Consider the following 26,493-nt stretch of genomic DNA (forward strand, 5'->3'; position numbering starts at 1 on the left):
AATGTATTGAGCTAACTTGTACTAATTACCCGTGAGGCTTAACCATACAACTCCTAAAAGGTGTTGGACTGACCAAATAAGCTTGGAGTGTCAGAGAAGATTATTAATCTTCTCTTTGAAAACTCAACGTGGGTTAGTGTGTAACCAAGAAAATATGCTTGCGAAACATATTTTACAAATATTTACGATTGCTTGATAAAAACAATAATAAAACCAGCTTTTCTAATTAACTTTTTATAAAGACTTTAGATTGTTGCCTTACGGAAGATTAACAAACAGACGTTAATCTCCTACCGGCCAAAACAATTTAAAGCAAAAATAAAGCTCAAGCTTTAAAAAGTTTTTGCTTGGCGACCATAGCATTGTGGTACCACCTGATCCCATTCCGAACTCAGCAGTGAAACGCAATTGCGCCGATGGTAGTGTGGGGTCTCCCCATGTGAGAGTAGGTCATCGCCAAGCGCCTAATAAACGAATAATCCCTGTTGACTACGTCAGCAGGGATTTTTTCGTTTAAGCGCAGGAATGACGGAATATTCTCGGGAACATTTCCGTGCAATTAAAATGCAACAGTGATACCAAAAGCATTAAATTTATGATCAGTGCTTCAAAGGAAAAATTTACGCTCACAAAGCCCTCGGTATGATTTTGAATAGTAAATCTGATTACTTTATTAATGCACCCTACGAGCTATGCGTTTGTTGTCATGGTTCGTGTTCGTTGGCGTTCAAGTAAGACAGCCATTAAATTTATGATCAATTTTAAATAGTAAATCAGATCACTTTATTAATGCGTTTGGTATGACTAGACTGGAGCGCTGATTTACAAGTTTGTTATGCTATTATTTTTTAATAATAATAAGAAGGAATTACTATGCAGTATCAACAGCTTAAATCTCAGTGGCCAGAATTTTCCCAAGCAATCCTACATTTTGCGAAGCGCTTGGGGTTAAAAGACTTAGCCTTAGTTTGTGATCATGCTGCATTGCGGGTCAATGATCTTGCCGTTGCCGAGGCATTGCTGACGCAGTGGCAGAAAAAGGGGAAAATTATCTCCGACAGTATTATTAATGGTCGGCCTATTTATATCATCGCATTAGATGAACCCTTACAGCTTGGTGATTGGAAAATTGACTGTGTTGAACTGCCTTTTCCGGGCAAACTTTACCCGCAACAAGGTTGGGAACATATTGAGTTAGTGCTGCCGGGTAATGCCCAAACGATGGCTGAGTTAGAACGGGCGCTCGAGAGTATTAACCCTGATATTGCTGCACTGCTGGCTGCCAACCCGGCGATTAAGGTCAAGCGTTCTGCGCCGCATGTGGCGGGAGAAAAAGTGGCTAACCCGACCATTGCTTTTAAATTGAATAATATCTGCATTAAGGTGCACAGTGCCGGCATTAAAACTGTGATAGAAAAAGAAATGTTGAATAAATACGATTAAATGCAACTGTCTAAGCTAGGCATTTATTCACCATAGAGACTATCAACCTCTCCATTGTGAATGCCTTTATTGACTCGCTGCAAGCTACTTTGCGCAATTGCTAATACTTCCTGCATATTCTCATAACAGCGGCGATCATTTTTACCGTAAGCAAAAAAGGTCAAGGTTACTTGATGACCCATTCCGCCAGTATCCGCTGTATTACCCAAAGCCAAATAACAGGTTGGTGATTGTGATAAACAAATAGCGCCGGCTTTAAATCCGCGTTTAGTTTTAGAGATATACTGCAGTATATTTTGGATCAACCAATCGATACTTTTAGCCTGACAGTTTTCCGGTATATCTCGAAACAGGATCATTAACCGTGCGCTGCACTTTTTCGCATAGGGATACTGCTGATCTGGATTGTCTTCGGCTGCACTAAACATACAATCGTTACTTTCCAATAATGAAGACGGACTGTTTACCCATTCTATCAGAGCATAAAACTGTTCGACAAAGTCCCATTTTTTAAAGGGGATAAGATCTTCCAGGGTGCTGCGGATCAACTGAGGCTGTTTCTTAAAGTCGATATATAGATTGTCATCGTCGGATACCATGGTTGTCCACGGGTGTGATCTTAATAATGAGTTATCAATCTGCTTGGAAATAAAAGCGTCCACGGTTGCGGCCTTTGTTAAGTTATAGGATCAGATGGCGGGATTTTAGCATTAAAATGGCGATAATCTTTAACTTTGAATTTTCTAATATAAGCGCATACCGTAGTGCTATGAAATTACAAAGACATAAAATGGAATTGAGCAGTGCACCTAGTTGTTGTGTTTGTACCAGACTGTTTATTTTAAACGGATCGCGCAACAACGAGATCCGTTATTATACTATTTAACTTATTTTCTGAAATTCATCGCTGTCTTGCTGTTTTGCAAACAGTTCCGCACTGTTCAAGTCGTAGCACCAACCGTGGAGTTTGAGGTTGCCTGCTGCAACCCGCTTTTGTATACAGGGAAAGGTCATTAAATTATCCAGAGACTGTACTATCCCTTTTTGCTCACAGAGATGGTAATGCTGTTCTTTGCTGGTGCAGTTATCATTTTCTAATATTTCTTTACGGACATTTTCCAGCTGTTTCATCCATTTTGAAATAAATGTTTGCGGTATTGCAGTCGGCTCGGTATCCATCAGGGCTTTAATACCGCCGCAATGCGTATGCCCAAGTACAATAATACTTTCTACCTGCAGTTCATTAACCGCAAATTCCAGCGCTGCACTGGTGCCGTGAAAACTATCACAGGTTTCCAAAGGCGGAACCAGGTTAGCCACATTACGAATGACAAACAGATCACCCGGTGCGCAGTCTAAAATAATAGTCGGATCAACCCGTGAGTCGGAACAGCTGACAATTGCTATCTTAGGAGATTGTCCATGCTCGGCCAGTTTCTGTAATTGATTTTTATGCAGTTCATAATATCCTTCTCTAAAACGTTGGTATCCCGCAATTAACTGGTCTGTTGCTGACATGGTTTTTCCTCTTTGAATCGACTGATATATGATCTTTATTAATCAATACCAACGATAAACTGGGCACATAGTAATAGAATAATAGTATTAATAAAAATTAATATATATTATCTAAAGAATAAATTTTATTAATGAGTATTGCTATGCGCGCAACATTACGTCAGTTAAAGGTTTTTAAACAAGTGACTTTAACAATGAATTACACCAAAGCAAGCCAGCAGTTAGGGTTGACGCAGCCAGCTGTCAGTATTCAGCTCAAACAGCTGGAGAGTAATCTTGATTTATCTTTATTTGAAAAAGTAGGAAAAAAGCTTTTTTTGACGCCCGCAGGAGAAGCATTAAATGACTTTTGTGATGAGATATTTGCCCGTTTTGACAGTATGGATATGACATTAAGTGCATTGAAAGGCAGCCTGGAAGGTGACTTTAGCCTTGCCGCTGTCAGCAGTGCCAAATACTTCACCCCGCATCTTTTGGGTGCTTTTCATAAACGTTACCCGAAAGTTAACCTTGGTTTGGATATAGTCAACCGCGAGCAGATGATTCAGCGTCTGCAGGAAAATAAAGATGAGCTGGTTATTATGGGCTTAGTGCCGGAGTCGATGTCACTCACCTGCCATCCTTTTGTGGATAATCCGATTGTGATTGTTGCCAGCCCCAACCACGTGTTGGCAGGTAAAAAAAATATTAAGCTGGCGGCACTTTCACAGCACCCTTTTATTTTCCGGGAAAAGGGCTCGGGTACGCGCAAGGCATTAGAAGATTTTCTGCAGTCACATCAGTTAACGCTACAGCCTAATATGGTTTTAGGCAGCAGTGAAACAATCAAGCAGGCGGTGATGGCGGATTTAGGAATCTCCGCACTTTCCCGCCATAGCGTGACACTGGAGCTTGCAACCAAGTGCCTTGTAGAGCTTGATATTGAAGCCTTTCCTTTGTTAAAAAGCTGGTATTTAGTGCATCACGAGGGTAAGCATTTGTCACCTATTGCTCAGGCATTTATCAGTTTTGCCTTATCATCCGAAGAAAATGTCGCGGGATTATGCAACCGTTTCTTAGAAAGACATTTTGTCGAGAAACACGAGAGCCATTAAATATAAAATGTGTTGAATTGTGCCTTTTTTACCGTTGCTGCAGATAGTAATCCTGAATTTATTATTGTGTCATAAACACTTCGTAATCCTGATCCGATGGCATATAACCAGGCACATTAAGGTTTTTTAGCCCCGAGTGTTGGAGCGCGCTGCGTAACATATTCTGGTTGTATTTGCCAATTTTATGGTCAGTCAGATAATCCTCAATCGGGAACCATTTGGCGTCAAAAATTTCACTTTCTTGAATGGTAATTTCCAAGGTTAGCGGTTTGAGCAGACACACTGCATAGATATTGGAGGTATTGAACTGTCCCTGATGATGGTGTCTAAAACCGATAAAACTTTGAAACTCGGTTTGAACGCTGGTTTCTTCAAGGACTTCTCGTATAACGCCATGTTCGATATGCTCATAGGGCTCTAACATTCCTCCTGGGAACTTCCAGTTGTGAGGGTGTGTTTTAATGTGGTCTTTTTCGCGAATAGTCAGTAGCTGGTTATTCTCATTAATAACCAGTCCGCCAACGCCAATAGAGTGGTTGGCGAAAGGTGGAATCATCGCTCCGTCTTCTAACCTTAAAGTCAACATCATAAAATCAACCGCGCAATGGTGATTCATAAAACCCGCCTGATATAAAAACGGCAATAACTTAGCCCGTGCATTGGGAATCTTAATCCACACCACCTTAATCTCTTGAATATGCCAAATTTTTAGTGACTCAGTGAGTTGTGCTTCGAAAGCCGCGCTGTTGGCGGGTAGATCCTCTGGGGCGACATAAGTTCCACCGTATTGATTATTAACGGAACTAAGATAATTCATATAAAGGTCCTTGAAAGTATTATTCACTGTTGTCAGTGTGAACAAAAATTCCAACTAATTCAATATTCAATTTAACCTAAGCTTGGTGATTTCTTAGGTTAAATTGAGGTAAAGGCGCTATCAAGCATAATAAAGCAAGACTTTGCTCATTTTTTAAGCGCGAGAAGTCGTTGTTGCTTGCTTAATTGAGGATTAAGCAAAGGGGGCTTACCCGAGCTTAGATGGTAGCGCCATTGTTGCAGGCTGGCTTCCGGGTAATAGTTAAACTCACAGCAATCAGCATCGAGCAATACCTGACAGATACTTTTACTGTGTGCATCACTGCGATCCATTAATACCGAGTCACCCTGGCTGCTCGGATCATGCTGCAGGTGAATTTGTTGCAGGACTTCAGAGGCCGACAGCTCAGAGGGCTGTGTTAACCATTGTTGAAAGCGCTGCTGGCGTTTAGCGATTACCGCGTCGGTATTGAGTGCCGATGAGCTAAGCAGCAGTGCCGGCTGATTTGTATCATAAATACTTAAATGCCGGCCATTCCAGCTTAAATGTAAGCTTTCAGCGTGGCAAGCGAGCAGTAAATCAAAGGGGTTGTAGTATTGATAGTTTTGCTCAAACAGGTGGTTTTTAACAAGGTCAAAGTCGCCACAGGCTAAGGCTTGCGGAATGATATTTCCACGGGTGGGTGCCACAACTGATTGTGGGTCTTGATAGCGATTAAGCAAGGCAAGCACCACCCCGTGATTATTAACACCAAACCAGGTGCCGCCGGCTTGTCCGTCAACGGGGTAGAGTTGCTCAATCCCATTTTGTTGCTGCTCTTTTAAACCGGCTTCATGGCGCGAGCGCGATTCATCACGGTTCATGGTTATCACTAATGAATTGCTTAAACGCAGCACGCTAAGTGTACACATATTAATGACCTTGCTGACGCAGATAAGTCGCTGTACCAGGTGCTATGCCTATCACTTCATCGACCTGGATATCTAACTCTTTTGCCACTAATTTGGCATAGGCCAAATGATGCACGGTATGGTTAATGAGGTAACATAATTCCCGGCTTAGGCTGCTATCAAACAACATGTTTTGTTGCTGCTTTAAGGAAATTTCCGACTCAACCTTCACAGCGCGTTCTTTTAATTCTGCATGAGGTTGCTTGAACCATTCGATTAACTGCTTAATTAACTGCAAAGCCAGCCCTGCATCATTTTCAATTTCGCTGTCGCGATGGCGGCTATTGTAGTCAATATGATCATTGATTAAACCCTGCTGAAACGCTAAAAAATGGTCCAGGATATGACGAATATGTTTGCCGATGCCTGATTCGCTATGGATTGAAGGTTGGTTATAATATTTTCCTTCACTCGCTATCACTAATTGTTGTACTTGCAGTAGTGCCTCTACTGTCGCTTCACGCAGCTGCTTCATTGTTTCTCCATTTATTTGAAAATATTTACCCCCCTATATGACCGAGGTAACGGCAAAAATATTTCCCCAGAGGGCGCTTAAATAAATAATAGTTTATTCACTTTTGAATTGATGAGGTGAATATTTACTGAAAAAAGAGCCATCGTGCAATAATGACGTGGCGGAATTACAATATTTGTGACTGTTTCAGATTACCAAAGTAGTCTAAAGCCGCTCGGCGAAATCTATACTTTGTCGAACCTTACCATAACCCGGCCTTTAATTTTAAGCTACAAAAACGCTGTTTTTAGAGACCTGTGCTCAGTGCTACCATTTCACCCATGCAAAAAATAGACTAATATGAAATATTTACAAGCCTGCCTAGGTCTAATAGTTCAGTTGCAGAAAATAAGGACATAAAATGAAACTTGCAAATATTTCAATAAAAATATTGTTACTGCTGTCTATTTTCAGCTGCCGTTCAGTGCTGGCTGTAGATCAAGTTTATACCGGCTATTTTAGTCATAAGGCGATATCAGGGTTTGATGCGGTTGCTTTTTTTAGCGAGCAAAAACCGCTTAAGGGCTCAGCAAAATTTAGCCTTGAATATAAAGGGGCCGATTGGTATTTTAGCAGCCAGCACAATTTAGAACAGTTTAAAAAAAATCCGGACTATTTTGCGCCGCAGTACGGTGGTTACTGCGCATGGGCAATGGCTGAGAATAAAATAGCACCGGGCAAACCACCATTTTGGACAATTTATCAGGATAAGCTCTACCTTAATTACGATCAGGACATTCAGGATTTGTGGTTAGCGGATAAAGATAACTTTATTAAAAAAGCCGCTGAAAGCTGGGCTAAACTGGATAAGGAATAATAATGACATTGAATAAAACTAAAGTTATTAGTTGGCTAATTGTATTGTGGATAAGTAAAGTTTTCCTCTTTTCACTCCCTTACAAGTTCAGCTTACACCCCGATACACAGCATATTTTTGGTACAATAGGACAATGGATGACGGGTATTCTGACGGTGGACATCGGCACCTGGTTCAGCAATTACGGATCCTATGTGGTAGGTTCTTTCGAGCTGCTTGTGAGCATCATTTTATTGTTACCCGCGTTATTGTGGTTATTAAGCAAAGTTAACCTGCTGAGTTATGTGCCTAGCCAATCTTTAATGCATGCCCTTGGCGGTTTATTTGCTTTTTTTGTTATGAGCGGCGCTGTCTTTTTTCATCTGCTGACGCCCCTTGGGATTGAGGTGATCCACCAAGGACAAAGTGACCATGGCAGTTTATTTTATGCGGCCACTTCCATTGTATTTTTGGGACTTGTTCTTTTTGTTATTAATATTCGCAGCTACAAATTGGAATTAACCCGGAAAAATCTGCACTCGAGGGGGTCAACTTGCTGACACGCATTGCACTGGTTGTTTCATATATTTTATATTGTTGTCGGTTTGCGGTTGCACCCTGGAAGTATTTTCAGCTCAACGCGTCCTACTTTAATGAACAACGTAATCTGTTTTCTAAATTAGACATGGATGCGCGTATTCCCGAGCAATGGCGGCTTGTGCAGTTTATGGATATTGGTAATAACAACCCAAGCACTTACCCTGTTTTTATGAAGCCTGAATGGGGACAAAACTCGCAGGGTATTGTGCGTATTGATAACCTGAATGCGCTGCAGAAAATACGCCAGACACGCAGCGTGAGCCCGCCTTTTTATCTGCTTCAGCAAGCCGCACCGGGAAAACGCGAATTTGAAATATTTGTTATTCCAGAAAAAGATAATTTACAGCAATTTTCCGTTTTATCTATTACTGAAACCTGCAACAGCGGCGATGATCCTCTGCCTATAAACGGTATTTATAATGACAATACCTACTACAGAGACTGTTTAGCCGAGCTTAGTTTGACACAGCAAAATGAAATTTGGGCGCATCTTAAAAAAATTGGTGACTTTCGTATTGCCCGTTATGGCGTTCGTGCAGATTCCCTGGAAAGCCTGATTGCGGGGCAGTTTCATGTTATTGAAATCAATCTTTATGTCCCTATGCCGCTAATTTTGTTAGTGCAAGAGGTTAGCCTTTGGCAGAAAATTAAATTTATACGGAGCAGTATGAAGCAGTTAGTAAAAGTCACCAGCACGATTCCGCGCACCCAAGCCGTTAAAGCGATATTTTTTAATAAATTCAAATCAGCTCAGCGATTAAAAAGAGCTACTAAAAATGAGATTTCATCATGATGCAGTTGAAAAAAATGATCTACGCATGGATAAGTAAAAATTTTATGGGCGGCTGCAGTAATTATAATGACCTTGTAGTGCGTAAAAGTTGCCGTAGCAAGGAACAGGCAAGAGATGTTTTTGCCGCGGCGAATTTCCCGCATGCACAGGGACTCATTTTTCTAAACCCCTTTAAAGCGATCAAATTTGCCAAAGAAGTTGGCTTTCCTTTAGTTATCAAACCCAATGTAAGTGGTTTCTCACGGGGCAGTTATTTTCCGATTGAAAACCACAAAGAATTGTGGCGGGCGATTTTATTAGCCAAATTATGGTGGCCCTATACGGTTGTCGAGCAATATTTACAGGGCAATAATTATCGTGTGGTAGTGGCAAACGGGCAGATAATGTCAGTGTTACAGCGTTATGCTCCCTTTGTAACCGGTGATGGACAAGCTTCGATCAGCGAGTTGATTGACCGGGAAAATAGCATCAGAGAAGAGATGAATTTATACCCTTGTATCTCGCCACTGCAAAAAGGCCAACAAACGTTAACCTTTTTAGCCAAAAAAGCTTATAACTTGGCAACGGTACCGCAATTAAATGAACAGGTGCTGCTATTTTATCGCATCTCATTAGCACCCGGTGGCGTGGTTGAAGTGATTGATAAAGAGACTATTCCAGAGGTCAATCAAAGATTGTTTAAAGATGTGCTGAAGCGCTTTGATGCCAATATATTAGGCATTGATGTGATTATGGAGAAGGGCATCACCACGGATTATCAACAGCAAAAATGTATTTTTTTAGAGGTTAACTCACGCCCTTATTTAAAAATGCATGCCTTTCCGCGTTATGGCCAGGCAGAAGATCTGTCGATCTATTTTAAACAGTTGGAAGAGCTTAATATTCAACAAAAAGACACCTATTAATGACAGGATTAGTCCGCAGCTTTTATCTGTTTGTGGCAATACACTCCTTTCTGATCGGTTTATTACCCATATTTATTCCGGTTATTCTTTGGAATAAAGGGCTTTCGCTCAACGAGATTGCCCACTTTATCGCGCTTAGTGCCCTCGGTTTTATTCTTGCGCTTTATTTTTGGGATAGATTACGCGCAGCAGCTTACTGGTCAAAGATAGTGGCGCTTTCTTTTGTTCTGGAAATATTACTGGTCATTATTCTATTATGGGATTTTGCGCCTATTTTATTAACCATAGGCGCATTGATTAATGGCGCAGCCGGATGTTTTTACTGGTCAACTCAACGGGTTTTGTTTCAGCGTATTACGCAAACCACAAACAGTGGTGCGCGCTTTGCAAATTTTCAGATTTTAGTGATGGTTGTTCTGAAATTAGGGATATTGCTGGGCAGTTATTTATTAGCAGCGGCACAGATTAATCTGCTGCTTGTCATCTTTATAAGTATCTCCACCCTAGGTTATTGGCTGCTTAGCAGCACGCTGGTTAACCAGATTGAACAATTAAGCAGCCATCAACCTAAAGCTTTCTCTCTGCTTGAGGTGCTTAACTTTAAAGATACTTTTAAGTCGAAAATGATTTTTTTAATTGATGGTCTGTTTTTATTCCTGGAAAGCTATTTTTGGGTGTTGTCATTATATCTTCTGACCCAGCAAAATCTGTTAAAACTGGGCTTGCTGATTGTGCTATTAAGCGTGCTTTTAGCCTTTATATTCTACCTTATCAAAAAGCGTATTGACCGTACTAATACCCAGCGAATTTTCACTATTGCGGTGTTCGGTTATGCTATTTCCTGGCTGCTGCGCGGACAATTAAGTCTGCAGGAAGGTCCGCTTTTCTTATATTCAGCTGTTCTGTCGATTGCCTTTTTAAGCAGTTTTTTTCGCCTCGCTTTTAACAAACGTTTTTATGATGTTGCAAGCTTAGCCCAGCCCATTCAATATATTATCTGTAAAAGTTATTATTCGCAGTTTGCTCTTATATTATTTTTTAGTGTTGCCGGTTATTTTTTCAACAGCAATGACGCGCCACTGCAACAACTGCAGCATTTATATCTGCTGATAACCCCGGTGGTTTTTATCTATCTATTTTACGGGCGTACCCAATACAGAGTGGCTAACAAGTTGGTGTGACTGAAGTTTTTGCCCTTAATATGGACAATGCAATGTGTCTAAACGAAGTTTCAGTCATTGAATAGATGCTTAAAAATTGACAATCAAAATGATTGTCAAAAGATCTGCTCTGTCGTGCTTCAATAAAGTCACCCATCCTTAGCCTTTAATTTAAGTGATGGGTGCTGATTTTTATATTATTTTAATTGTGCCTGGATCAATTTATCGAGCTCCGCCTGAGGAATAAAACCCGGAATTATTTCATCGCCAATAATTAAGGCAGGCGTTCCCCGCAAACCTAATTGACTGAAAAATCTCTCATTTTTATCCACCAACGGCTGTTTTATTGCACTTCCTGCTAACGCCGCTTCAGTACCCGTGATATCTGCTATCTGCATAATCGATTTTCTGTCGTGTCGCGATGGTTTAGCCATCATTAAACGGTGTACCTCAGCAAAGGCCGGTCTATTATTCTCCCAGACATTTAATGCATACCAGGCTGTATTGGTCTTCAAATCAGGGATCATTCTTTGCTGAAATGATAAGTCGATATTAACGACCCGAATTTCAGGATACTTTTTAATTATCTCAACCAGCTCTGATTCTAAGCGCTTGCAATAGGGGCAGCTGTAATCGGTAAAGTTGATTACGGTTAGTTTCGGGGACTCTGATCCAAAATAAGGATGCATCGGGTTATTATACAAATAGTCATAATGCTCTTTTAGTGCATTACTGATGCTCCCTTGACTGTCGACGTACTTGCTTAAATTTGTATATAATCCTTCAATAACTTCTGGATTCTGTTCCAATAAATTGGTTATTTTGGATAATTGATTTTGCTGGGTTGCGCTTATATTTTCCGCTGAGATGACTGAAGAGAACAGCAGGCTTGCTGCAATTGATGTTGATAATAATAATGATTTCATAATGTTACCTTAATAGGAGTGCCGGATAGTGCAATTGATATTGATTTCATATGGTTACCTTAAGCGAACTATAAACGTATTAACATGCTGCAATTGATGTTGATTTCATAGCTTTACCTTAAGAAAAATATAAACGTAGCCACATACCCATCGGAGTTGTAAAGCCGGTTGTGATTGAAGATATTTCACCGTTTTTAACTATTACGATTGTTGGTGTGACAGCAACGCCCCATACTTTGCCAATGCTCGCCGATTGATCGTTGATCACCTTGAAGTTGTACTCTTTGTAAGCCATAAATTGCCCTAAGCGTTTATCGTCACCCGAAGTGATCGCAACAGAAATGACCTGGTGACTTTTTGATAGCCAATTGACACTTGGGCTGACGAAGTTACAAACCGGGCACCAAGTGGCCCAGAAGTAGATTAAGACGGGTTTGTCGTGACTCATCTTTTTAATATCGACCAGGTCACCTTCCAAAGTACTCATCAAAAGTGCTGGCATATTTGCCGATGGCATCTCTCTGCTGCGCCAGGCATCAATAGTAATCGAAAAAACCGTCAGAATAAGGGTTAATATGAGAATCTCTTTCACCCAGCGTTGAGCTTTTGTTTTAGGCTTATGCTTTTTCATCTTCTGATCTGTCATTGTGGTTTTCTCCCTGCATATTCCAGTGCCTCAATCACCTCATCACTGCTTAATAAAACAGATAAAGGCAAACCTTGCGGGGCATTAGGACCATAAACCACATTTAAAGGCACTCCAAAACGTTGATAACTTTTCAAATAACGGGTTATCTTGTCGCTAGGTTTGGTCCAATCACCTTTCATGGTGATCACGCTCTTCTGCTGCAATTTAGAATAGACGGGCTCTTGCAGAATAACGCCGATTTTATTGGCTTTACAGGTGATACACCAATCAGCCGTGACATCAACAAAAACGCTATTTCCCTGTTTTACATATTGATCAATGCTGTTTTCATTGAGTGGCAACCAAGTCAGATCGTCCTTAATAAGCGGCGCCCAATGCTCGGTGGTCAGACTGGCAATAAAAAGCCCGGCACAGCTTGATAATAAGCCAACGGTTAAAATCACAAAGACTGTTTTTTTGCCCTGATTTTTAGCTATTCGGTATAACAAATAAGCACCGAACAATAAACCTATTATCACAGTTGCCAAGCCGCCGATAAAAGGGATCAGCAAACTTAATAACCACAGGGTTGTCAGCAGCATCATTAAACCAAAAGCGGCTCTTATTTTATTCATCCACAGCCCGGGTTTAGGCATAAAGGAGATGAGGTTAGGGAATAACGCAAAAACTAGCCAGGGCAACGCCATGCCCAGCCCTAAAAAGGTAAATACCATCCACATTTCAAACAGACTTGCCCCTAAAGCAAAAACCACCGCCGTCCCTAAGAAAGGCGCGCTGCAGGGGGTTGCAAGCAGTGTTGCAAACATCCCCTGTACAAAATGACCCAGGGTTGAATTCCCGCCTTTATTAGCGATTGTTGTTGACAATCGAGCTGGTAATTGCACTTCAAATAAACCCAGTAAATTGGCCGTGAAGAGGGCGGTTATGGTCACCATAAAAGCAATAAACCAGGGGCTTTGGAACTGAATTCCCCACCCCATTGCATGACCTGTGAGCTTTAAAATCAGTAACATTGAGGCTAATAACCAGAACGAGGTCAATATGCCAAGTGCAGAGGCTAAGAATTGCAGACGAACCGTCTTTTTACTGAGCTTAGACGAGGTCAGCATACTGTTGATTTTCATGCCCAAGACGGGTAAGACACAGGGCATAATATTGAGTATTAAGCCGCCGAGTAATGCAAAACCAATCATGGTCAGTAAACTGCTTGAGCTGCTTTGTACTAAGGGTTTATCATCAATCACTGTACTTAGTTCATGCGCAAAAAGCGTGTCAGAAACGGTGATAGAAACAGACTTTCCGGTTAGGTTGGTTTTACCTAACCAATTGATTACCTTATAGGTTGCCGTTAAAATGTTATTATTAATGTTTATTGCAGGTTGAGAAAAATAGTCATCGCTGACCTGCTCACCATCGATAATAATCTGTGGATCCTGCCACTCGTTTGCCTGCTGTAATGTCACTTGCAGATGCTGTGAATCATAGTCAAAGGAAGCGCCAGTAACCTGGGTTGATTCACTGTGGGTTGGCACGGCTGAAAACCCCTGCTGATACAAATGTTGCGCGGTGGCATTGGTTTTAATATCGGCCAATGTGAGCGCTGGCAAATCCAGTTCATATTCCGTGAGCACACAAATATTGGTACAGCTCGGAAGTGTTAATTTTCCTGAAAAAACCATTGGTTGATTAATGTCATCAAGGGTTAACTGCATGGGGAAAATAACATGATGTTTGTAACCCAGAGTCATCACACCTAGTTGCTCATAATAAGTGGGGGTTGGCCAGTGCCATTTTAAATCAGATAGGTTAGTTGACTTTTTCCAGTCAAGCGCTGGCGCGATGCCTCCTTCACCTGGAGATCGCCAATAGGTTTTCCACTCTCCTTCAAGGTTAACTTCAAGTAAGGCATTGGCTTGGTGAGTGCTTTTATCAACCTCTCCGGTAAGCATAAAACGCACTTGAACCGGTGGGTGATCGGGATGGGTTAGCCAACCTGTCGAAAGAGGTTGTGCTGAGACCGAAAAAGCTGACACTAATAGTGATAAAACGAATAGCATGGTCAATCGTGATCTAGCTGCTACTTTTATTAATTGAAATATAAACACAGTATTACTCCGTAAATTTTTTATAAAAGATGCAACCATCCAGGCGCAGAATAAATGCGATCTGTTATTTATAATATTCAGGTGTTTGCTTAGTTCAAAGAGAAAAATACTAAAAAAGGGTATTTATTCACTCTAACCTTAACTAAATAACGATCACTTAAAGTATCGAAAAAACACTGCTCTGAATAGTTGCAAAGAGAAAGGTATTAACGGAGTATTTATTCTTGAAAGGTGCAGAATGCCAGATGTCGCCGGACCCCATAATAGCTAATGGGTTCAGTAAAGAGATGGGGTGTTCGTGTTTGTTGGATTATTATAGCGACAATCACCAGCGCTAGCATAAACAGGGGGATAGCAGACTCTAAATTAACAATAAAAACATTGATCAGGTGCTCACTGCTGGTGCATTTTGAGCCGCTATCATTTTGAGTGTCCGATGCCACTTGTTCTGTCAACGCTAAGTGAGGTGATAAAGGGCATAAAGAGGATCTTCCCAGATTTTGAGAAAGACACACAAAGAGTACAATCGCCACTAACAGTAATGACCATGATGCACGTGTTTGCGGCTTGTATGGTAAGCGCGAGAATCTCAAAAAATATAACTCAATCTAAAAGTCTGAATATCATCGTATCCTATTGATAAATGATTCAAAGTCAAGCTGGTTTTTGACGCGGTCTGCATTCGATAGTTGTCTCCCCGGTAGCTTGTTGAAGACAGACGTCTGCAAAGTAAAATAGATTAAATTAATAAAAAAACCTTAATACTTAATTTTATTTTTATACATAACTTATTGATAAAAATAAAAAGACCAGCGTCATACTGGTCTTTTTAATGGCTGCTTGCTGAAGCCGTTAATCGCCTAAAACTATCCCCTCACGGCGAGGATCTGCGCCGCCAATTAATTGCCCGTCTTTAAACAGTATGGCGTGAAGCCCTGAGTTTAAGTCGCGGATATTCACTTCATAACCCATCTGCTCAAGCGCTCCTTTAAACCCTATTGCTTTTGTTCCGGCTTCAAGGTCATAGGTTCCGAAACGGTTCACTAAATGCGGTAAATCGATTGCTTGTTGAATATCCATTCCCCAATCTAAATGCGCAATAAGGGTCGATGCAACATAGCCGATAATGCGTGATCCGCCGGGAGATCCTAACGCCAGATAAGGTTTGCCGTCTTCCATGACGATACTCGGAGACATGGACGAACGAGGCCGTTTTCCCGGCTCCACGCGGTTAGCGATAGGGTAACCATCTTTATAAGACTCGAATGAAAAATCAGTCAGCTCGTTGTTAAGGATAAAACCATTACTCATTACGCGGGAGCCAAAGCCATTTTCAACGGTACTGGTCATGGAGATGGTATTGCCCTGTTTATCGGTGATCACAATATGGGTAGTGGAGGGGAATTCAATGGATTGATCGTCTGCCAAAGCGATAACATTCTTCCACGGAGGGTTACCTGCGTCTACTTCCGTCAGCGCTTTACCCGGTTGAATAAGTTTCGCGCGTTCAGCAAGATAGTCCGGGTTAAGCAAGCCTTCGGGCATTGGCACAAAGTCAGTATCGGCCATATAACGACCACGGTCAGCAAAAGCAAGTCTTGAAGCATCGGCTATGATCTGCCACGCTTCAGGGCTGTCTGCACCGAGTTTTTTCAGATCAAAATGACTTACCATACCCAATATCTGACCAACGGTTAATGCCCCGGAACTGGGCGGGCCCATGCCGCATACATCATATTGATGGTAAGGCGCGCACACCGCCTGACGCTCAATTATTTTATAGGTTGATAAATCTTCCAGCGCGAGTACTCCGGGATTATCCGTTATACCGTTCACTTTATTAACAATATCTTGTGCTATTTGACCCTGATAAAAAGCTTTCTCGCCATGCTTTGCGATCACTGACAAGGTTTTCGCGTAGGCTTTATTGGTCAGTAAACTGCCTTTGGCTAACGGCTCACCATTTTTTGTAAAGAAATACGCTTTGGTATCGGGATAGCGGCTTAAGCGCTCCTTATCGTCTTCTATGGCGAAAGCTAAGCGCGGTGAAACCGTAAAACCGTTATTGGCAAGTTTCTGTGCGGGCTGAAAGAGTTCTGACCATTCTTTACTGCCGTATTTATCATGCAGTGTCGCTAATAACTTAAGGGTGCCTGGCGTACCAACGGAACGCCCGCCGACAACGGCATCGTAAAAGGTTAAGGGATTACCAAGGCTGTCCTGAAATAACTCCGGTTTAGCAGCCAAAGGTGCGGTTTCACGTCCATCAAAGGTGGTCAATAGCTTCTGCTTTGCGTCGTAATAGACCAAAAAGGCGCCACCACCAAGCCCTGAGGATTGAGGTTCAACCAGTCCTAATACTGTTTGAACCGCAACTAATGCATCGGCTGCATTTCCGCCGTTTTTTAAAACTTGATAACCGGCTTCAACCGCAACAGGGTTTGCGGCAGCAACCATATATTGAGAAGCAACAACCGTGGTTTTTTGTGTATAGGAGGAGGCGCTTTCTGGGGCGACGCTATCCGCCGCTTGCGGGGAAGCAAACACATTTAAACAGAGCAGGGCAGTACCTGCGCACAATAAATTCTTATACATAGATATCCTTATTTTTAATCGTTAATAACGTTAAACCAGTCAATGGCAGTGCATATCAGTCCGTCCATATCATCTTGCAAATTGTATTCCATATTTTATTATTTAAATACAATGGGTTAGGATAAGTTATTCGGCGATAACATTGATGGTGGTGCAGCGGAGTCATTTAATGCACCATGATGATCAACAATAAATCAATAAATAACAAAGATCTGCCGTTAAGCCTTGCACTTAAAACTAGTTCAAATTTGTCGATTGTAAAAATTAAATATCTGCGGTGACCTAAGCAACAGAGATTATTGGAACTTAGCTTGCCATTTCGAGCAACGAGCCTGATCACGCTCCTCGTAAGCGCGGATTGCAGAGGGGAGGTCAAGCGTAAAACTACTGTCGTTATCATTGCCTATTGCGGTTAATAACATAGTGTACCAGGCCGTCACCAGCTGTAGAGCTGCATTTAATTTCTCCGAGCAGCAAGCAAGTTAGCCCCGCGGTAATCGCATTTAGAGAATTGCTGAGAGAAAAGTCTGCGCAAATGCTGACGACTTGAAGCGACTTAAAATAATTTTTAACGTTAAACCATCCTGTGGAAATAGCATCGCGTATCACTTCGGCTGGATTATTAAATGCATTGCAGACTCTGCTAGTACTTCAAAAAGCCTGTTCAAATAACATCCCGTCTTGCCTAAATTTTCATTTCAAGGGGGCTATATTTATAGCCCCGGCGGACAATTGAGTTATACACGTATTCACTAACCCTTGTGCTTCTCATTTTTTGAGAGGATATTCGTTAATTTATTACTCACAGCACCGATTACGGCCGGCTCAATGGAGTAAGGTTCAGCACAAAGATTAATATTTTTTAACCATTACTCATTGTTTTAATTATTGTTTTTTTACTATCCATAAGGTTACTAAAAGTATACTAGTTGCTTTTATGCTCCATAGTATCAAAATAGATTCTAATCAGGCTAGCGCCATTTTGTCCCATTAAGGAATTTTTCACATGGCAGTATTAACATCTTACAATCCGGGCACTTACCTTAATAATCAGAATGATACGCGCATTGAAGCCAATGCGGTTGGGAATGTTCACATAACCACCATTACACAATTACCCATGGTGATAAGCAATGCCCGCACAGCGCAAAAAAACTGGGCCAGTTTGTCATTACTTGAGCGCCAGAAAACAGTCGTAGCCGCTTATCAGCAGCTTGAGTCTGTACAAGATGAACTGGCAACATTAATTGGCCAGGAGATGGGTAAAGATTATCGCCGTGCGACCTATGAAGTGGGCGGTACAGTTCAAAACGCAGGGTATTTTGCCAGTGAAATAAGTGCTGCATTAAGCACTGAGCAGATTGATAATCATACACAATTACAATATCGGCCATTAGGCGTGGTAGCGGTAATTTCTCCGTGGAATTACCCCTTAGCCATGGCCAATAATTTATTGATGCCGGCGCTAATGGCCGGCAACAGCGTGCTATTAAAGCCGTCTGAAGAAACTCCGCTGGTGGCCGAATTATTTGTTAACACCCTTAATAAAGTGCTACCGGAACATCTACTGCAATGTGTTCAAGGTGATAAAACCCTGGGGCAAGCAGTAGTGGCTGCAGACATTAATATGGTGGCATTTACCGGATCTATGGCTGCGGGTAAACACATTATGGCCAATGCGGCTTCCGGCTTAAAACGTCTGGTGATGGAACTTGGCGGTAACGATCCGATGATTGTCATGGCGGACGCTAATATGGATGCGGCGGTGCGGTTTGCCGTGGCAAGCTCCTTTGAAAATGCCGGACAAATGTGTACCTCAACTGAACGTGTTTATGTTGATCAAAGTATCGCCGCTGAATTTGAACAAAAGGTGGTTGCACTGGCCAGCCGTTACCGCGTCGGTCAATGGAACGAGCCTAATGTCAATATTGGCCCTATGGTGAACCCAATACAACATCAAAAAGTACTGGCGCAGCTGCAAGATGCTAACGCCAAAGGTGCGACATTTTTACTCGGCAGCGATGACTATCCATTACCCTTTATTCAACCGACGGTGGTGACCGGGGTTACGCAGGAGATGATTTTGGAGCGTGAAGAAACCTTTGGTCCGGTGGTGGTGATTAGCCGCTTTAGTGACATTGAAGAAGCCATTAGTCGAGCCAATAGCAGTCATTATGGTTTAGGGGCGGTAGTGTTTGGTGGCCAAGGTGCTAAGGCGGTCGCCGAGCAGCTTGAAGCCGGCATGGTTGGCGTTAATCAAGGCGCTGGTGGAGGCAATGTACCATGGGTGGGTGCCAAGCAGAGTGGTTTTGGTTTTCACGGCACAGCAGCAGGGCATCGTCAATTCTCCCAAATACGGGTGATGAGTTATTAATTTAAGAACTGGCGCGTTAGCGTTAGTTGATATTATCGAAAAAGGTGCAATAAGATGGAAGAATCTGCCGTAAAATCAAATTACTTTGTGGTCCAATATGAGCCGGGTGCCGAGCATCCCGCGTTGCCTACCTGGGGTAATCGCCAGGAAAATGTAGCCGCGTTGGCTGAGATTAAGCCCGGTGGAATAAGCAAAAAAATGTTAACTGAAGTGCCCGGTGCCTTTCAGTTACTGAATGTGTTGACCCCGGATGAGTGTAAACGATTGATCTCTGCCAGTGAAAGTATGGGCTTTCTGCCCGATGCTGCGGTGTCATTACCGCGCAGTGTTCGCCATAACGACAGCTTAACCTGGGTGGTCGATAATACTACCGAGCGATTGATCTGGAATCGCATTCAAGCGCTGATGACCGACGACGGTGGTATTTTTGAGGGTAAAGCCGCGCTGGGATTAAATAACCGTTTTCGCTTTTATCGCTATAACCCAGGGGATTATTTTAAACCGCATTCCGATGGTTCCTGGCCCGGCAGCCAAGTGCTTGACGACCAATTAGTGCATGATGCCTTTGGCGATCGCTATAGTCAGCTGACCTTTCTCATTTTACTGACCGAAGACTTTGAAGGTGGTGCCACCCGATTTTTAGTTAACGCTGACCACCCCGATAAACCGGCTAAGCGCGGTGATAACGTGCGTCAAATCGATGTGCGCACGCCGGCCGGAAGTGTACTGTGTTTCCCCCATGGCATGCATCCGCTGCATTGTATTCATAGCTCGGAGCCTATTTTATCAGGCGTGAAATACATTATTCGCAGCGATGTGTTGTTTGAGTTATAACGAGCTGTTTTTTAAAGGATCAAGGCGGTGATGGATGAGCTTGCCGGTAAGCGAGTCCATTGCTTAAGCGTTCTATTTTCAGTGGCGTAAAGCACAGTGTTCGTGCAGTTTTTGCCGTTGCGCTGCCTTGTCTCGCGGTGAGCGCAGCATTTTTCGGCGTGATATCATCATGCCAGAGGATTTGACTCGATACCCTTATCTGCAATGCGTGACCCTGCTGCCAGTCGCAAAATAATAAGCTGGTAATGGGGTTTTCCAGCAAATTACCTAAAGTGTTAAAAAAGCCGTTACCCACATAATCGTCGACTAACAATTGCCCCTTCGCGTTAATCGACACAAAACCGGCAGGGCCTCCGCGGTGAGATATATCGGCACCGCGGTTATTGAGTTGCCGGCCATCATTAAAGCTGCTGGCTATAAAAAAGGTATCTGCACCGGTTATTACCTGCCGATCAGTTTGGCTGAGTTGAACGCCAATGGTCGTGTGAAATTGGCCATAATAACGATTAGGTATGAATGTTTTTGCTTGAATGTATTTCGGGCAGTTACCGTAACTTTGTAATACTATGACCTTAATGTTTTTTTGATTGATATCGGTAATAATGCCGTTAACGCGGTTACGTCTTTTACTGTCGAATTCGATACCCAATAATCCAATTCGATCACCAATATTGACGTTATCAGTGATAAAGTCGGCCATCGAAGATTGGGTGTTTATCACTAATTCGCTTTCAGTGATTGAGTGGATAAAGCCCGGTACTCCAAATAATACACTGGCATAAGTGTGTGATTGGTTATCCGTATAGCCTATAAAGATCATCGACAAGGATTGAAAAAAGTCTCGGTGCTGCTGTGGCATAAACTGACGAATAAACTTTGGCCCAATTTCAGTCATACGTTTATCTGTTCCTGCACGCTTTTGCACCTTTAACTCACCTTGATGCCAACTCGATGCCAGTTCATTATCCATTTTAATTCCTTAAGCGGTGATTAATTCAAGCCTAATACCACCGGGGATCAGGCACATCATGTGCTGCAAAGATGACTGTCCTAATGGTTCTGGTGAAAACTCAATATCGACGTTATCAAGCAGTGCTAATTGTTGATCTAAGTCTTGTAATTGTTCGAGGTTGGCTACCTTAAGTGCGAAATGATGCAAGCCGACGTTGTGTTTGCGGTCGAATGCCGTGATCTTGTTTAAATCGTTAATCTGCCACAATGTCAGCATGACGGTGCCATCAGAAATAAAAATAGCAGGGTAATCGGGTTTTTCACCTACTTGACTAAAATGCAGCTGCTCAATAAAAAAAGCGGCTGTCTCTTTGATATCGGGCACGCTAAGGCCTAGATGATGGATACCTAAAGTGTTAACGGGCGTTATATCGAAGGTTGAATTCGTTGTTGTGCTGCACATAGTAATGACCTTTTTATGTTTTTTTGAAGAGGTGTACAAATCTGTCTACTAGCATAGGTGAACAGAACTGTTTACGTCAAGTTAAAACTTGTTATAATTTAACCTTATATTTTAGCGACAGCCACAAAGGTAAAATGCTATGCAACCAAGAAAACAACATTTGCTCGACACTGCGTTAGTTTTATTTAATCAGCAGGGCTATCACGCTACCGGCATTGATTTGATCTTGGCGCAATCCGGGGTGTCAAAAGCGACCTTATATAAACATTTTCGCAGTAAAAACGAGTTGATTTTGGCGGCACTACAACAGCGGCACGAGCAAGTGTTATTGATGATCCGCACTAGGGTCGATGAGGCTATTAAAACGGGTGAATCCGGGGTGTTGGCGATATTTGACGCATTACACGAGTGGTTTAACAGCGACACTTTTTTTGGTTGTAATTTTATTAATGCCAGCGCCGAATACACCGATCCCCAGGATCCGATACATAGGTTTTCGGCTGAGCATAAACAGGCGATTGTTGAACTCATTCGAACACAACTGCCTGCAGCTGATGAGAATAAAGCGGAGCAAATCGGCTTATTGGTCGAGGGGGCTATCGTAATGGCGCATACTCGAGGAATGAAACAGTCGGCGCTGATGGCAAAAGAGATGGCCCGGTATTTCATCTAACAAAAGTGAAGAAAATCTGCTGCAAGTGAATGCGAAAGCTCAACAACCACTCATATCGCACCTAAAACCTTTCTCTTATCGTGGTATTTCTGTGCTGCAACTGCAACTGCAAGTGCCCTAGAAGTTTTACTCTGTTGTGTTTCTTGCACCTTTTTATCAGTTTGCGCATGACACGCGCGGCACATTGATAACATAAAATTATCATATTAATAATTTATGATAATTTCAAATGTGCATTCGAAGGGCGTATATTTCTCATCATCAAAGAATAAAGACTCTTCTTAATACAGTTAATTTAGCTGATTCAAACAAACTAATTTATAAGGAAAAGATAATGACAAACTTATTATTTCAGCCGTTACAATTGGGCAGCATTCCACTTAAAAACCGTATTGTCATGGCGCCAATGACGCGCGCTCGAGCCAGTCAGCCGGGTAATGTCCCCCATGATATGATGGCCGAGTACTATGCACAGCGTGCAACCGCAGGCCTTATAGTAACCGAAGGTACGCAGATATCAGCACTCGGTCAGGGGTATGCCTGGACACCCGGTATTTATACGTCGGAGCAAATTGCTGGTTGGAAGAAAGTCACCGCTGCTGTACACGATAAAGATGGCGTAATTTTCGCACAACTTTGGCATGTTGGACGTGTTTCTCATTCGAAGAATACGGGCGGAGAGCAGCCAATATCTTCTTCTGCAATAAAAGCTGAAAATGTCAAAGTGTTCGTCGATAACGGTAGCGAGGGGACCGGCTTTGTTGACGTTGCACTGCCGCGTGCAATGACCATCGCAGATATCAAGCAGGTGGTAGGAGAGTATCGTCAGGCAGCACTCAATGCGATTGAAGCCGGATTTGACGGCATCGAATTGCATGCTGCAAATGGTTATTTGATTAATCAGTTTATTGATTCAGAAGCCAACAATCGCAGCGATCAATACGGCGGCTCTATTGAAAACAGATTACGCTTTTTAGACGAAGTTGTCGGCGCTATGGTTGATGCGATAGGCGCGTCACGTGTTGCTGTCCGTCTGGCGCCCTTTACCTCGCTAAATGGTACGGTTGATGCTACGCCGGTTGAAACATACACGGCAGCCGCGGCTTTACTTAATACCCACAAGATAGTTTATCTTCATATCGCTGAAGTTGACTGGGATGATGCACCGGATACGCCGCTGGCATTTAAACAAGCGCTACGTGAAGTTTATCAAGGTGTTCTGATTTATGCCGGTCGTTATAACGCCGAGAAAGCACAACAAGCTCTTACTGAAGACCTAGCCGATATGATTGCTTTCGGGAGATCTTTTGTCTCTAACCCGGATCTTGCAAATCGTATTAAACAAGGTTACCCCTTAGCGGCACACGATCCGGATACTCTCTTCGGTGGCGCACAAAAGGGGCTTACTGATTACCCTGAATATAACCAATAGGCAGACCTCAGCTTAAATCGATTCCCTAGGAGCAACCCTGCGCGGAGGCTCCTAGCATCACAAACTTTAAATTTATTTAGAAAAGACTCAAAGTGCTACCAAAGCTATAATAAAAACAAAGTTTTGTGAGCTATTTTTGAAATTTGTCGTAACCTCAGAAAATAATACCAATTCCACTCATTGGATGATCTATTTAGGCGCCGGGGAAACGCATGGATTTAATGGATTTGGTATTACTTTAAAAGAGAAAATACTATGTGCGCAGAGTTTCATCTGTTAATAGTCACACTGCTTGCGACTGTTGGATGGATAGCATCCAAATCAGTTGTGTGAAGGTGTGTGAAGAGATTTTTATTGCCGTGCGTTTTCTGATTGCCAGCCTCATTTTATTCCCTTTTTGCTACAAAAATATGCTCAGTTTAAATGCCAAACAGGTGATTTCAGCCTGTGCTGTTAGCCTTATTTTAGCGCTGTCAATGCAGATCTGGAGGGCGAATTAATAACAGGTAGGCATTTATTACTCTTGGGTTTATTTTTAATAATTATCTCCACACTCAGTTAATGGCAACTGAAAATAGTCTCGAATATTATCACATCGCTAAACAGAATTTTTTCTACCGCCAACATGGGATCCGCAGTTCCCCTTAGAGCAAGTTTTTTGACGGAATTTACTCACCAAAAGGCGACGGATCATTTTTCAGTAGTCTATGAATAGTATAGATGAGCGGTGTTAAAAAGTGCTTCTAGTTAGAAGGGGGAAGTTAAGCATGTAAGCGGTTTTTTAGGATGTTAAGTTTCCTGTTTTATTCTTGGAGTTGACGGATTTCCAATTGTTCAGGTGTTCAGCTACTATTGTCTCTGAAAGCGAGGCGTCGCCTTTTTCGGCTTTCTAATCCATTTATCCAGTAAACTTGGGCTAATACCTCGGTTTCTAGCGGCCTCAGCATTGTTGTAACCATTCTCATTGACGAGCGATATTGCATCTATTTGAATATTTTTCACGTGTTGTCATTCTATTTCTCCGGTTAGCTTCATTATGTCTTAACTGGAATGTGTGAATCTATTAAACCTCGTCAGTAACCCATCGGACGTTTTAGTCTTGTCTCCGTTTGTCAGAAAGATGAAAAAATACCGCCAATCCAAAGTAATAAGGTCAAGTCCTGCATTTTTAGTCAATCTATTATTGTGCAATGTTAGTTTTCAGTTTGTAAGAGTATGATGTTTTTTTACAGATGATTTTAAGACAGATAAGGTACTTTTATCCTGCCTTTTGCTTAAAATGTGCTCAAACTTATCACGCTAACAGGATGTTTAATTAATCGTGGATTTCACATTACTTTTATTTTTTTTTATTATTACCTTTGGTGGTTTTATCAAGGGGTTAACAGGTTTTGGTATTGCTTTAGTAACCATTCCTTTTATATCTTTAATTATTGGCGTTAAGGTTGCGGTTCCTTTAATTGCTATCTTCAGTGCGCCATTCGCATTGCCTATTATATGGCAATTACGTGAATATATAGATTGGTCTACTGCTGGTATTCTTTTTATTGGTTCACTGCCCGGGTGTTATTTTGGGGCAAGTTTATTGACTTATCTTCCCGAGACAACACTGCTATTGATCTTAGGGTGTATTCTAGTTGTATCAAGCATCTATTGTTTAAGTTCAAAATCAACTTTATTTAGTAAAGAGAATCTGCCAAGTAGCTTGTTAGCCGGCTTTTTATCTGGTGTTTGCGGCGCTAGCGTAGGCGCATCGGGGCCGCCGGTGATTGCTTATACTTCTATGCTGCCTTGGCCTGCACATAAGATTAAAGGGACGTTATCGTGTTTGTTTTTAGCACAACTTTTCCCTACTGCTTTTGTTTTTTGGCACAAGGGGTTATTAACTGAAGATGTTTTTAGCTATGGTATAAAAGCTATTCCAGCATTGCTTTTAGGCACTGTTCTCGGAATGTGGGGCTATCATTTATTGTTTAAATACAATATTAATTTTCGCCGTATAGTCCATACCATGCTGTTAGTTATTGGATTTAAGATGATTTATTCAGGTATCTAAAGGGCTATGGGGTCTTTTATTTTGTAACCCTCTGATTGATAGGGTTTGATGATAGTCCCATTGCGGGGTTATAGAGGTAGGCATGAATGGCACTCTTCTAAGTAGATAGCTTTTATGGCATTACCACGCGATGTGGCTTAATGCAGTGCTATTCTGACCTGACCCTCATTTTTTCTTTGTATCCTTAACCCGTTGAAATTTACATCACTTATTAAGCATTTCATCCAGCAGCATTTCATCCAGCAGCATTTCATCCAGCACCTTCTTGAGAATCACTGCATGGCTGTGCGTTTCGTCTTTGGCTGCAAAAAGAAGCGTCAGCGTTTCTTTAGGGCAACGGTCAATCAGTTGCGCGAGATCATCGTTTTTCTCTTTGAGTTCCGCCCTATACTCTTTTTGAAATTCGTTCCACTTGCCGGGATCGTGACTAAACCACTTGCGCAATTCCGTGCTGGGTGTGATTTCTTTCGCCCATTCATCGACCTCTGCAACCACCTTGGCTACTCCGCGTGGCCAGAGACGATCCGCAAGGACGCGCCACCCGTCCGACACTTGGACCTGATCGTAGATACGCTTGATTTGAATTTTCATTGGGGTTTTCTCTTTATCGGTTTATGTGGGTTTTCTGCGCGATGCCTTTCGGGAACAGAATGTTGTTTTCCAGATAGATGTGCTCGTGGAAATCGGCTTCTAAGGCCTGAAGTCCGTCAAACACCTGCCGTAATTCGCTTAACAACTCGCCGTGCTATTCGCTATGAGCGTGCTGAATTTTCTGTAACAGCTCATCGAGACGAAGCAATTGCTCCTTGCTGAATGCATGGTGCTTTTCGATAATATGATCGGCC

Annotated in this window: 25 protein-coding genes, 1 rRNA gene and 1 pseudogene; 14 read left to right on the plus strand and 13 right to left on the minus strand. The window is 42.2% G+C overall.

From position 1 onward, the window contains the following. Nucleotides 1-346 precede the first annotated feature (346 nt). Both rrf and ACJAZP_RS06040 read left to right on the plus strand, forming a co-directional pair. Nucleotides 347-462 (plus strand): 5S ribosomal RNA (gene rrf / locus ACJAZP_RS06035). Between the two features lie 411 nt (nt 463-873). After that, a complete protein-coding gene (locus ACJAZP_RS06040; RefSeq protein WP_415229839.1) occupies nt 874-1,443 on the plus strand; it encodes a VOC family protein in 570 nt (189 codons plus the stop codon). A 23-nt stretch (nt 1,444-1,466) separates the two neighbouring features. Here ACJAZP_RS06040 and ACJAZP_RS06045 read toward each other — a convergent pair whose 3' ends face one another. Together ACJAZP_RS06045 and ACJAZP_RS06050 are read right to left on the minus strand one after the other, a co-directional pair. Then, nucleotides 1,467-2,105 carry a hypothetical protein gene (locus ACJAZP_RS06045; protein ID WP_415229840.1) on the minus strand — a complete coding sequence of 213 codons (639 nt, stop codon included), beginning with the start codon at nt 2,103-2,105 and terminating at the stop codon, nt 1,467-1,469. A 220-nt stretch (nt 2,106-2,325) separates the two neighbouring features. Then, nucleotides 2,326-2,961, minus strand: a complete 636-nt coding sequence (locus ACJAZP_RS06050) for a carbonic anhydrase (RefSeq protein ID WP_415229841.1) — start codon at nt 2,959-2,961, stop codon at nt 2,326-2,328. 131 nt (nt 2,962-3,092) lie between these two features. On the opposite strand from ACJAZP_RS06050, the gene ACJAZP_RS06055 reads away from it, so the two are divergent. Further along, the gene (locus ACJAZP_RS06055) at nt 3,093-4,055 is read left to right on the plus strand and encodes a LysR family transcriptional regulator (RefSeq protein WP_415229842.1); all 963 of its coding nucleotides are present in this window, start codon (nt 3,093-3,095) and stop codon (nt 4,053-4,055) included. A 61-nt stretch (nt 4,056-4,116) separates the two neighbouring features. On the opposite strand, the gene ACJAZP_RS06060 is transcribed toward ACJAZP_RS06055, so the two are convergent. From ACJAZP_RS06060 to ACJAZP_RS06070, 3 genes are all read right to left on the minus strand, one after another. Continuing rightward, a complete protein-coding gene (locus ACJAZP_RS06060; protein WP_415229843.1) occupies nt 4,117-4,872 on the minus strand; it encodes an NUDIX domain-containing protein in 756 nt (251 codons plus the stop codon). 146 nt (nt 4,873-5,018) lie between these two features. After that, the gene (locus tag ACJAZP_RS06065; RefSeq protein WP_415229844.1) at nt 5,019-5,783 is read right to left on the minus strand and encodes an NRDE family protein; all 765 of its coding nucleotides are present in this window, start codon (nt 5,781-5,783) and stop codon (nt 5,019-5,021) included. 1 nt (nt 5,784) lies between these two features. Beyond that, the gene (locus ACJAZP_RS06070) at nt 5,785-6,297 is read right to left on the minus strand and encodes a hypothetical protein (protein ID WP_415229845.1); all 513 of its coding nucleotides are present in this window, start codon (nt 6,295-6,297) and stop codon (nt 5,785-5,787) included. Between the two features lie 400 nt (nt 6,298-6,697). Here ACJAZP_RS06070 and ACJAZP_RS06075 point away from each other — a divergent pair, with 400 nt between their 5' ends. Genes ACJAZP_RS06075 through ACJAZP_RS06095 form a run of 5 tightly spaced genes read left to right on the plus strand, consistent with a single transcriptional unit; the run spans nt 6,698 to nt 10,611 of the window. Beyond that, nucleotides 6,698-7,153 (plus strand): YHS domain-containing (seleno)protein, encoded by a 456-nt coding sequence (locus tag ACJAZP_RS06075; protein WP_415229846.1) that lies wholly within the window; start codon nt 6,698-6,700, stop codon nt 7,151-7,153. A 2-nt stretch (nt 7,154-7,155) separates the two neighbouring features. Further along, the gene (locus ACJAZP_RS06080) at nt 7,156-7,692 is read left to right on the plus strand and encodes a hypothetical protein (protein WP_415229847.1); all 537 of its coding nucleotides are present in this window, start codon (nt 7,156-7,158) and stop codon (nt 7,690-7,692) included. Then, nucleotides 7,686-8,525, plus strand: coding sequence for a hypothetical protein (locus tag ACJAZP_RS06085; RefSeq protein ID WP_415229848.1), 840 nt, complete (start codon nt 7,686-7,688; stop codon nt 8,523-8,525). Before ACJAZP_RS06080 ends, ACJAZP_RS06085 begins: the two co-directional genes overlap by 7 nt. Further along, nucleotides 8,522-9,430 (plus strand): cyanophycin synthetase, encoded by a 909-nt coding sequence (locus tag ACJAZP_RS06090; RefSeq protein ID WP_415229849.1) that lies wholly within the window; start codon nt 8,522-8,524, stop codon nt 9,428-9,430. Before ACJAZP_RS06085 ends, ACJAZP_RS06090 begins: the two co-directional genes overlap by 4 nt. Beyond that, nucleotides 9,430-10,611, plus strand: a complete 1,182-nt coding sequence (locus ACJAZP_RS06095; protein ID WP_415229850.1) for a hypothetical protein — start codon at nt 9,430-9,432, stop codon at nt 10,609-10,611. The genes ACJAZP_RS06090 and ACJAZP_RS06095 overlap by 1 nt, the downstream gene beginning before the upstream one ends. Before the next feature lie 176 nt (nt 10,612-10,787). On the opposite strand, the gene ACJAZP_RS06100 is transcribed toward ACJAZP_RS06095, so the two are convergent. The 4 genes from ACJAZP_RS06100 to ggt form a co-directional block, all read right to left on the minus strand. Next, on the minus strand, nt 10,788-11,516 hold the full coding sequence (locus ACJAZP_RS06100; RefSeq protein ID WP_415229851.1) for a DsbA family protein: 729 nt from the start codon (nt 11,514-11,516) through the stop codon (nt 10,788-10,790). Between the two features lie 118 nt (nt 11,517-11,634). Then, entirely contained in the window at nt 11,635-12,162 is a 528-nt protein-coding gene (locus ACJAZP_RS06105) for a protein disulfide oxidoreductase (protein WP_415229852.1), read from the minus strand. Next, nucleotides 12,159-14,270: a protein-disulfide reductase DsbD family protein gene (locus ACJAZP_RS06110; protein ID WP_415229853.1), complete on the minus strand. Its 2,112-nt coding sequence runs from the start codon at nt 14,268-14,270 to the stop codon at nt 12,159-12,161. The genes ACJAZP_RS06105 and ACJAZP_RS06110 overlap by 4 nt, the downstream gene beginning before the upstream one ends. An 852-nt stretch (nt 14,271-15,122) precedes the next feature. Next, nucleotides 15,123-16,865 carry a gamma-glutamyltransferase gene (gene ggt, locus ACJAZP_RS06115; RefSeq protein WP_415229854.1) on the minus strand — a complete coding sequence of 581 codons (1,743 nt, stop codon included), beginning with the start codon at nt 16,863-16,865 and terminating at the stop codon, nt 15,123-15,125. A 1,006-nt stretch (nt 16,866-17,871) separates the two neighbouring features. Here ggt and ACJAZP_RS06120 point away from each other — a divergent pair. Together ACJAZP_RS06120 and ACJAZP_RS06125 are read left to right on the plus strand one after the other, a co-directional pair. Next, nucleotides 17,872-19,239 carry an aldehyde dehydrogenase family protein gene (locus ACJAZP_RS06120; RefSeq protein ID WP_415229855.1) on the plus strand — a complete coding sequence of 456 codons (1,368 nt, stop codon included), beginning with the start codon at nt 17,872-17,874 and terminating at the stop codon, nt 19,237-19,239. A gap of 54 nt (nt 19,240-19,293) precedes the next feature. Then, nucleotides 19,294-20,073 carry a prolyl hydroxylase family protein gene (locus tag ACJAZP_RS06125; protein WP_415229856.1) on the plus strand — a complete coding sequence of 260 codons (780 nt, stop codon included), beginning with the start codon at nt 19,294-19,296 and terminating at the stop codon, nt 20,071-20,073. 19 nt (nt 20,074-20,092) lie between these two features. Here the strand turns inward: ACJAZP_RS06125 and ACJAZP_RS06130 are convergent, their stop codons facing one another. Both ACJAZP_RS06130 and ACJAZP_RS06135 read right to left on the minus strand, forming a co-directional pair. Beyond that, nucleotides 20,093-21,043, minus strand: a complete 951-nt coding sequence (locus ACJAZP_RS06130; RefSeq protein ID WP_415229857.1) for a pyridoxamine 5'-phosphate oxidase family protein — start codon at nt 21,041-21,043, stop codon at nt 20,093-20,095. 9 nt (nt 21,044-21,052) lie between these two features. Continuing rightward, the gene (locus ACJAZP_RS06135) at nt 21,053-21,487 is read right to left on the minus strand and encodes a VOC family protein (RefSeq protein ID WP_415229858.1); all 435 of its coding nucleotides are present in this window, start codon (nt 21,485-21,487) and stop codon (nt 21,053-21,055) included. A gap of 139 nt (nt 21,488-21,626) precedes the next feature. Here ACJAZP_RS06135 and ACJAZP_RS06140 point away from each other — a divergent pair, with 139 nt between their 5' ends. From ACJAZP_RS06140 to ACJAZP_RS06150, 3 genes are all read left to right on the plus strand, one after another. Beyond that, nucleotides 21,627-22,160: a TetR/AcrR family transcriptional regulator gene (locus ACJAZP_RS06140; RefSeq protein WP_415229859.1), complete on the plus strand. Its 534-nt coding sequence runs from the start codon at nt 21,627-21,629 to the stop codon at nt 22,158-22,160. Nucleotides 22,161-22,494: 334 nt separating this feature from the next. Next, a complete protein-coding gene (locus ACJAZP_RS06145; RefSeq protein ID WP_415229860.1) occupies nt 22,495-23,592 on the plus strand; it encodes an alkene reductase in 1,098 nt (365 codons plus the stop codon). A gap of 305 nt (nt 23,593-23,897) precedes the next feature. Then, nucleotides 23,898-24,092: a hypothetical protein gene (locus ACJAZP_RS06150; RefSeq protein WP_415229861.1), complete on the plus strand. Its 195-nt coding sequence runs from the start codon at nt 23,898-23,900 to the stop codon at nt 24,090-24,092. Nucleotides 24,093-24,437: 345 nt separating this feature from the next. Here ACJAZP_RS06150 and ACJAZP_RS06155 read toward each other — a convergent pair. Further along, nucleotides 24,438-24,594: pseudogene (locus ACJAZP_RS06155) on the minus strand (transposase); the annotation flags it as partial. A 319-nt stretch (nt 24,595-24,913) separates the two neighbouring features. Here ACJAZP_RS06155 and ACJAZP_RS06160 point away from each other — a divergent pair. Beyond that, nucleotides 24,914-25,648 (plus strand): sulfite exporter TauE/SafE family protein, encoded by a 735-nt coding sequence (locus ACJAZP_RS06160; RefSeq protein ID WP_415229862.1) that lies wholly within the window; start codon nt 24,914-24,916, stop codon nt 25,646-25,648. 204 nt (nt 25,649-25,852) lie between these two features. On the opposite strand, the gene ACJAZP_RS06165 is transcribed toward ACJAZP_RS06160, so the two are convergent. Further along, the gene (locus ACJAZP_RS06165; RefSeq protein ID WP_415229863.1) at nt 25,853-26,239 is read right to left on the minus strand and encodes a DUF488 domain-containing protein; all 387 of its coding nucleotides are present in this window, start codon (nt 26,237-26,239) and stop codon (nt 25,853-25,855) included. Between the last annotated feature and the right edge of the window lie 254 nt (nt 26,240-26,493).

It is taken from the genome of Psychromonas sp. (assembly GCF_047632955.1).
Classification (GTDB): domain Bacteria; phylum Pseudomonadota; class Gammaproteobacteria; order Enterobacterales; family Psychromonadaceae; genus Psychromonas.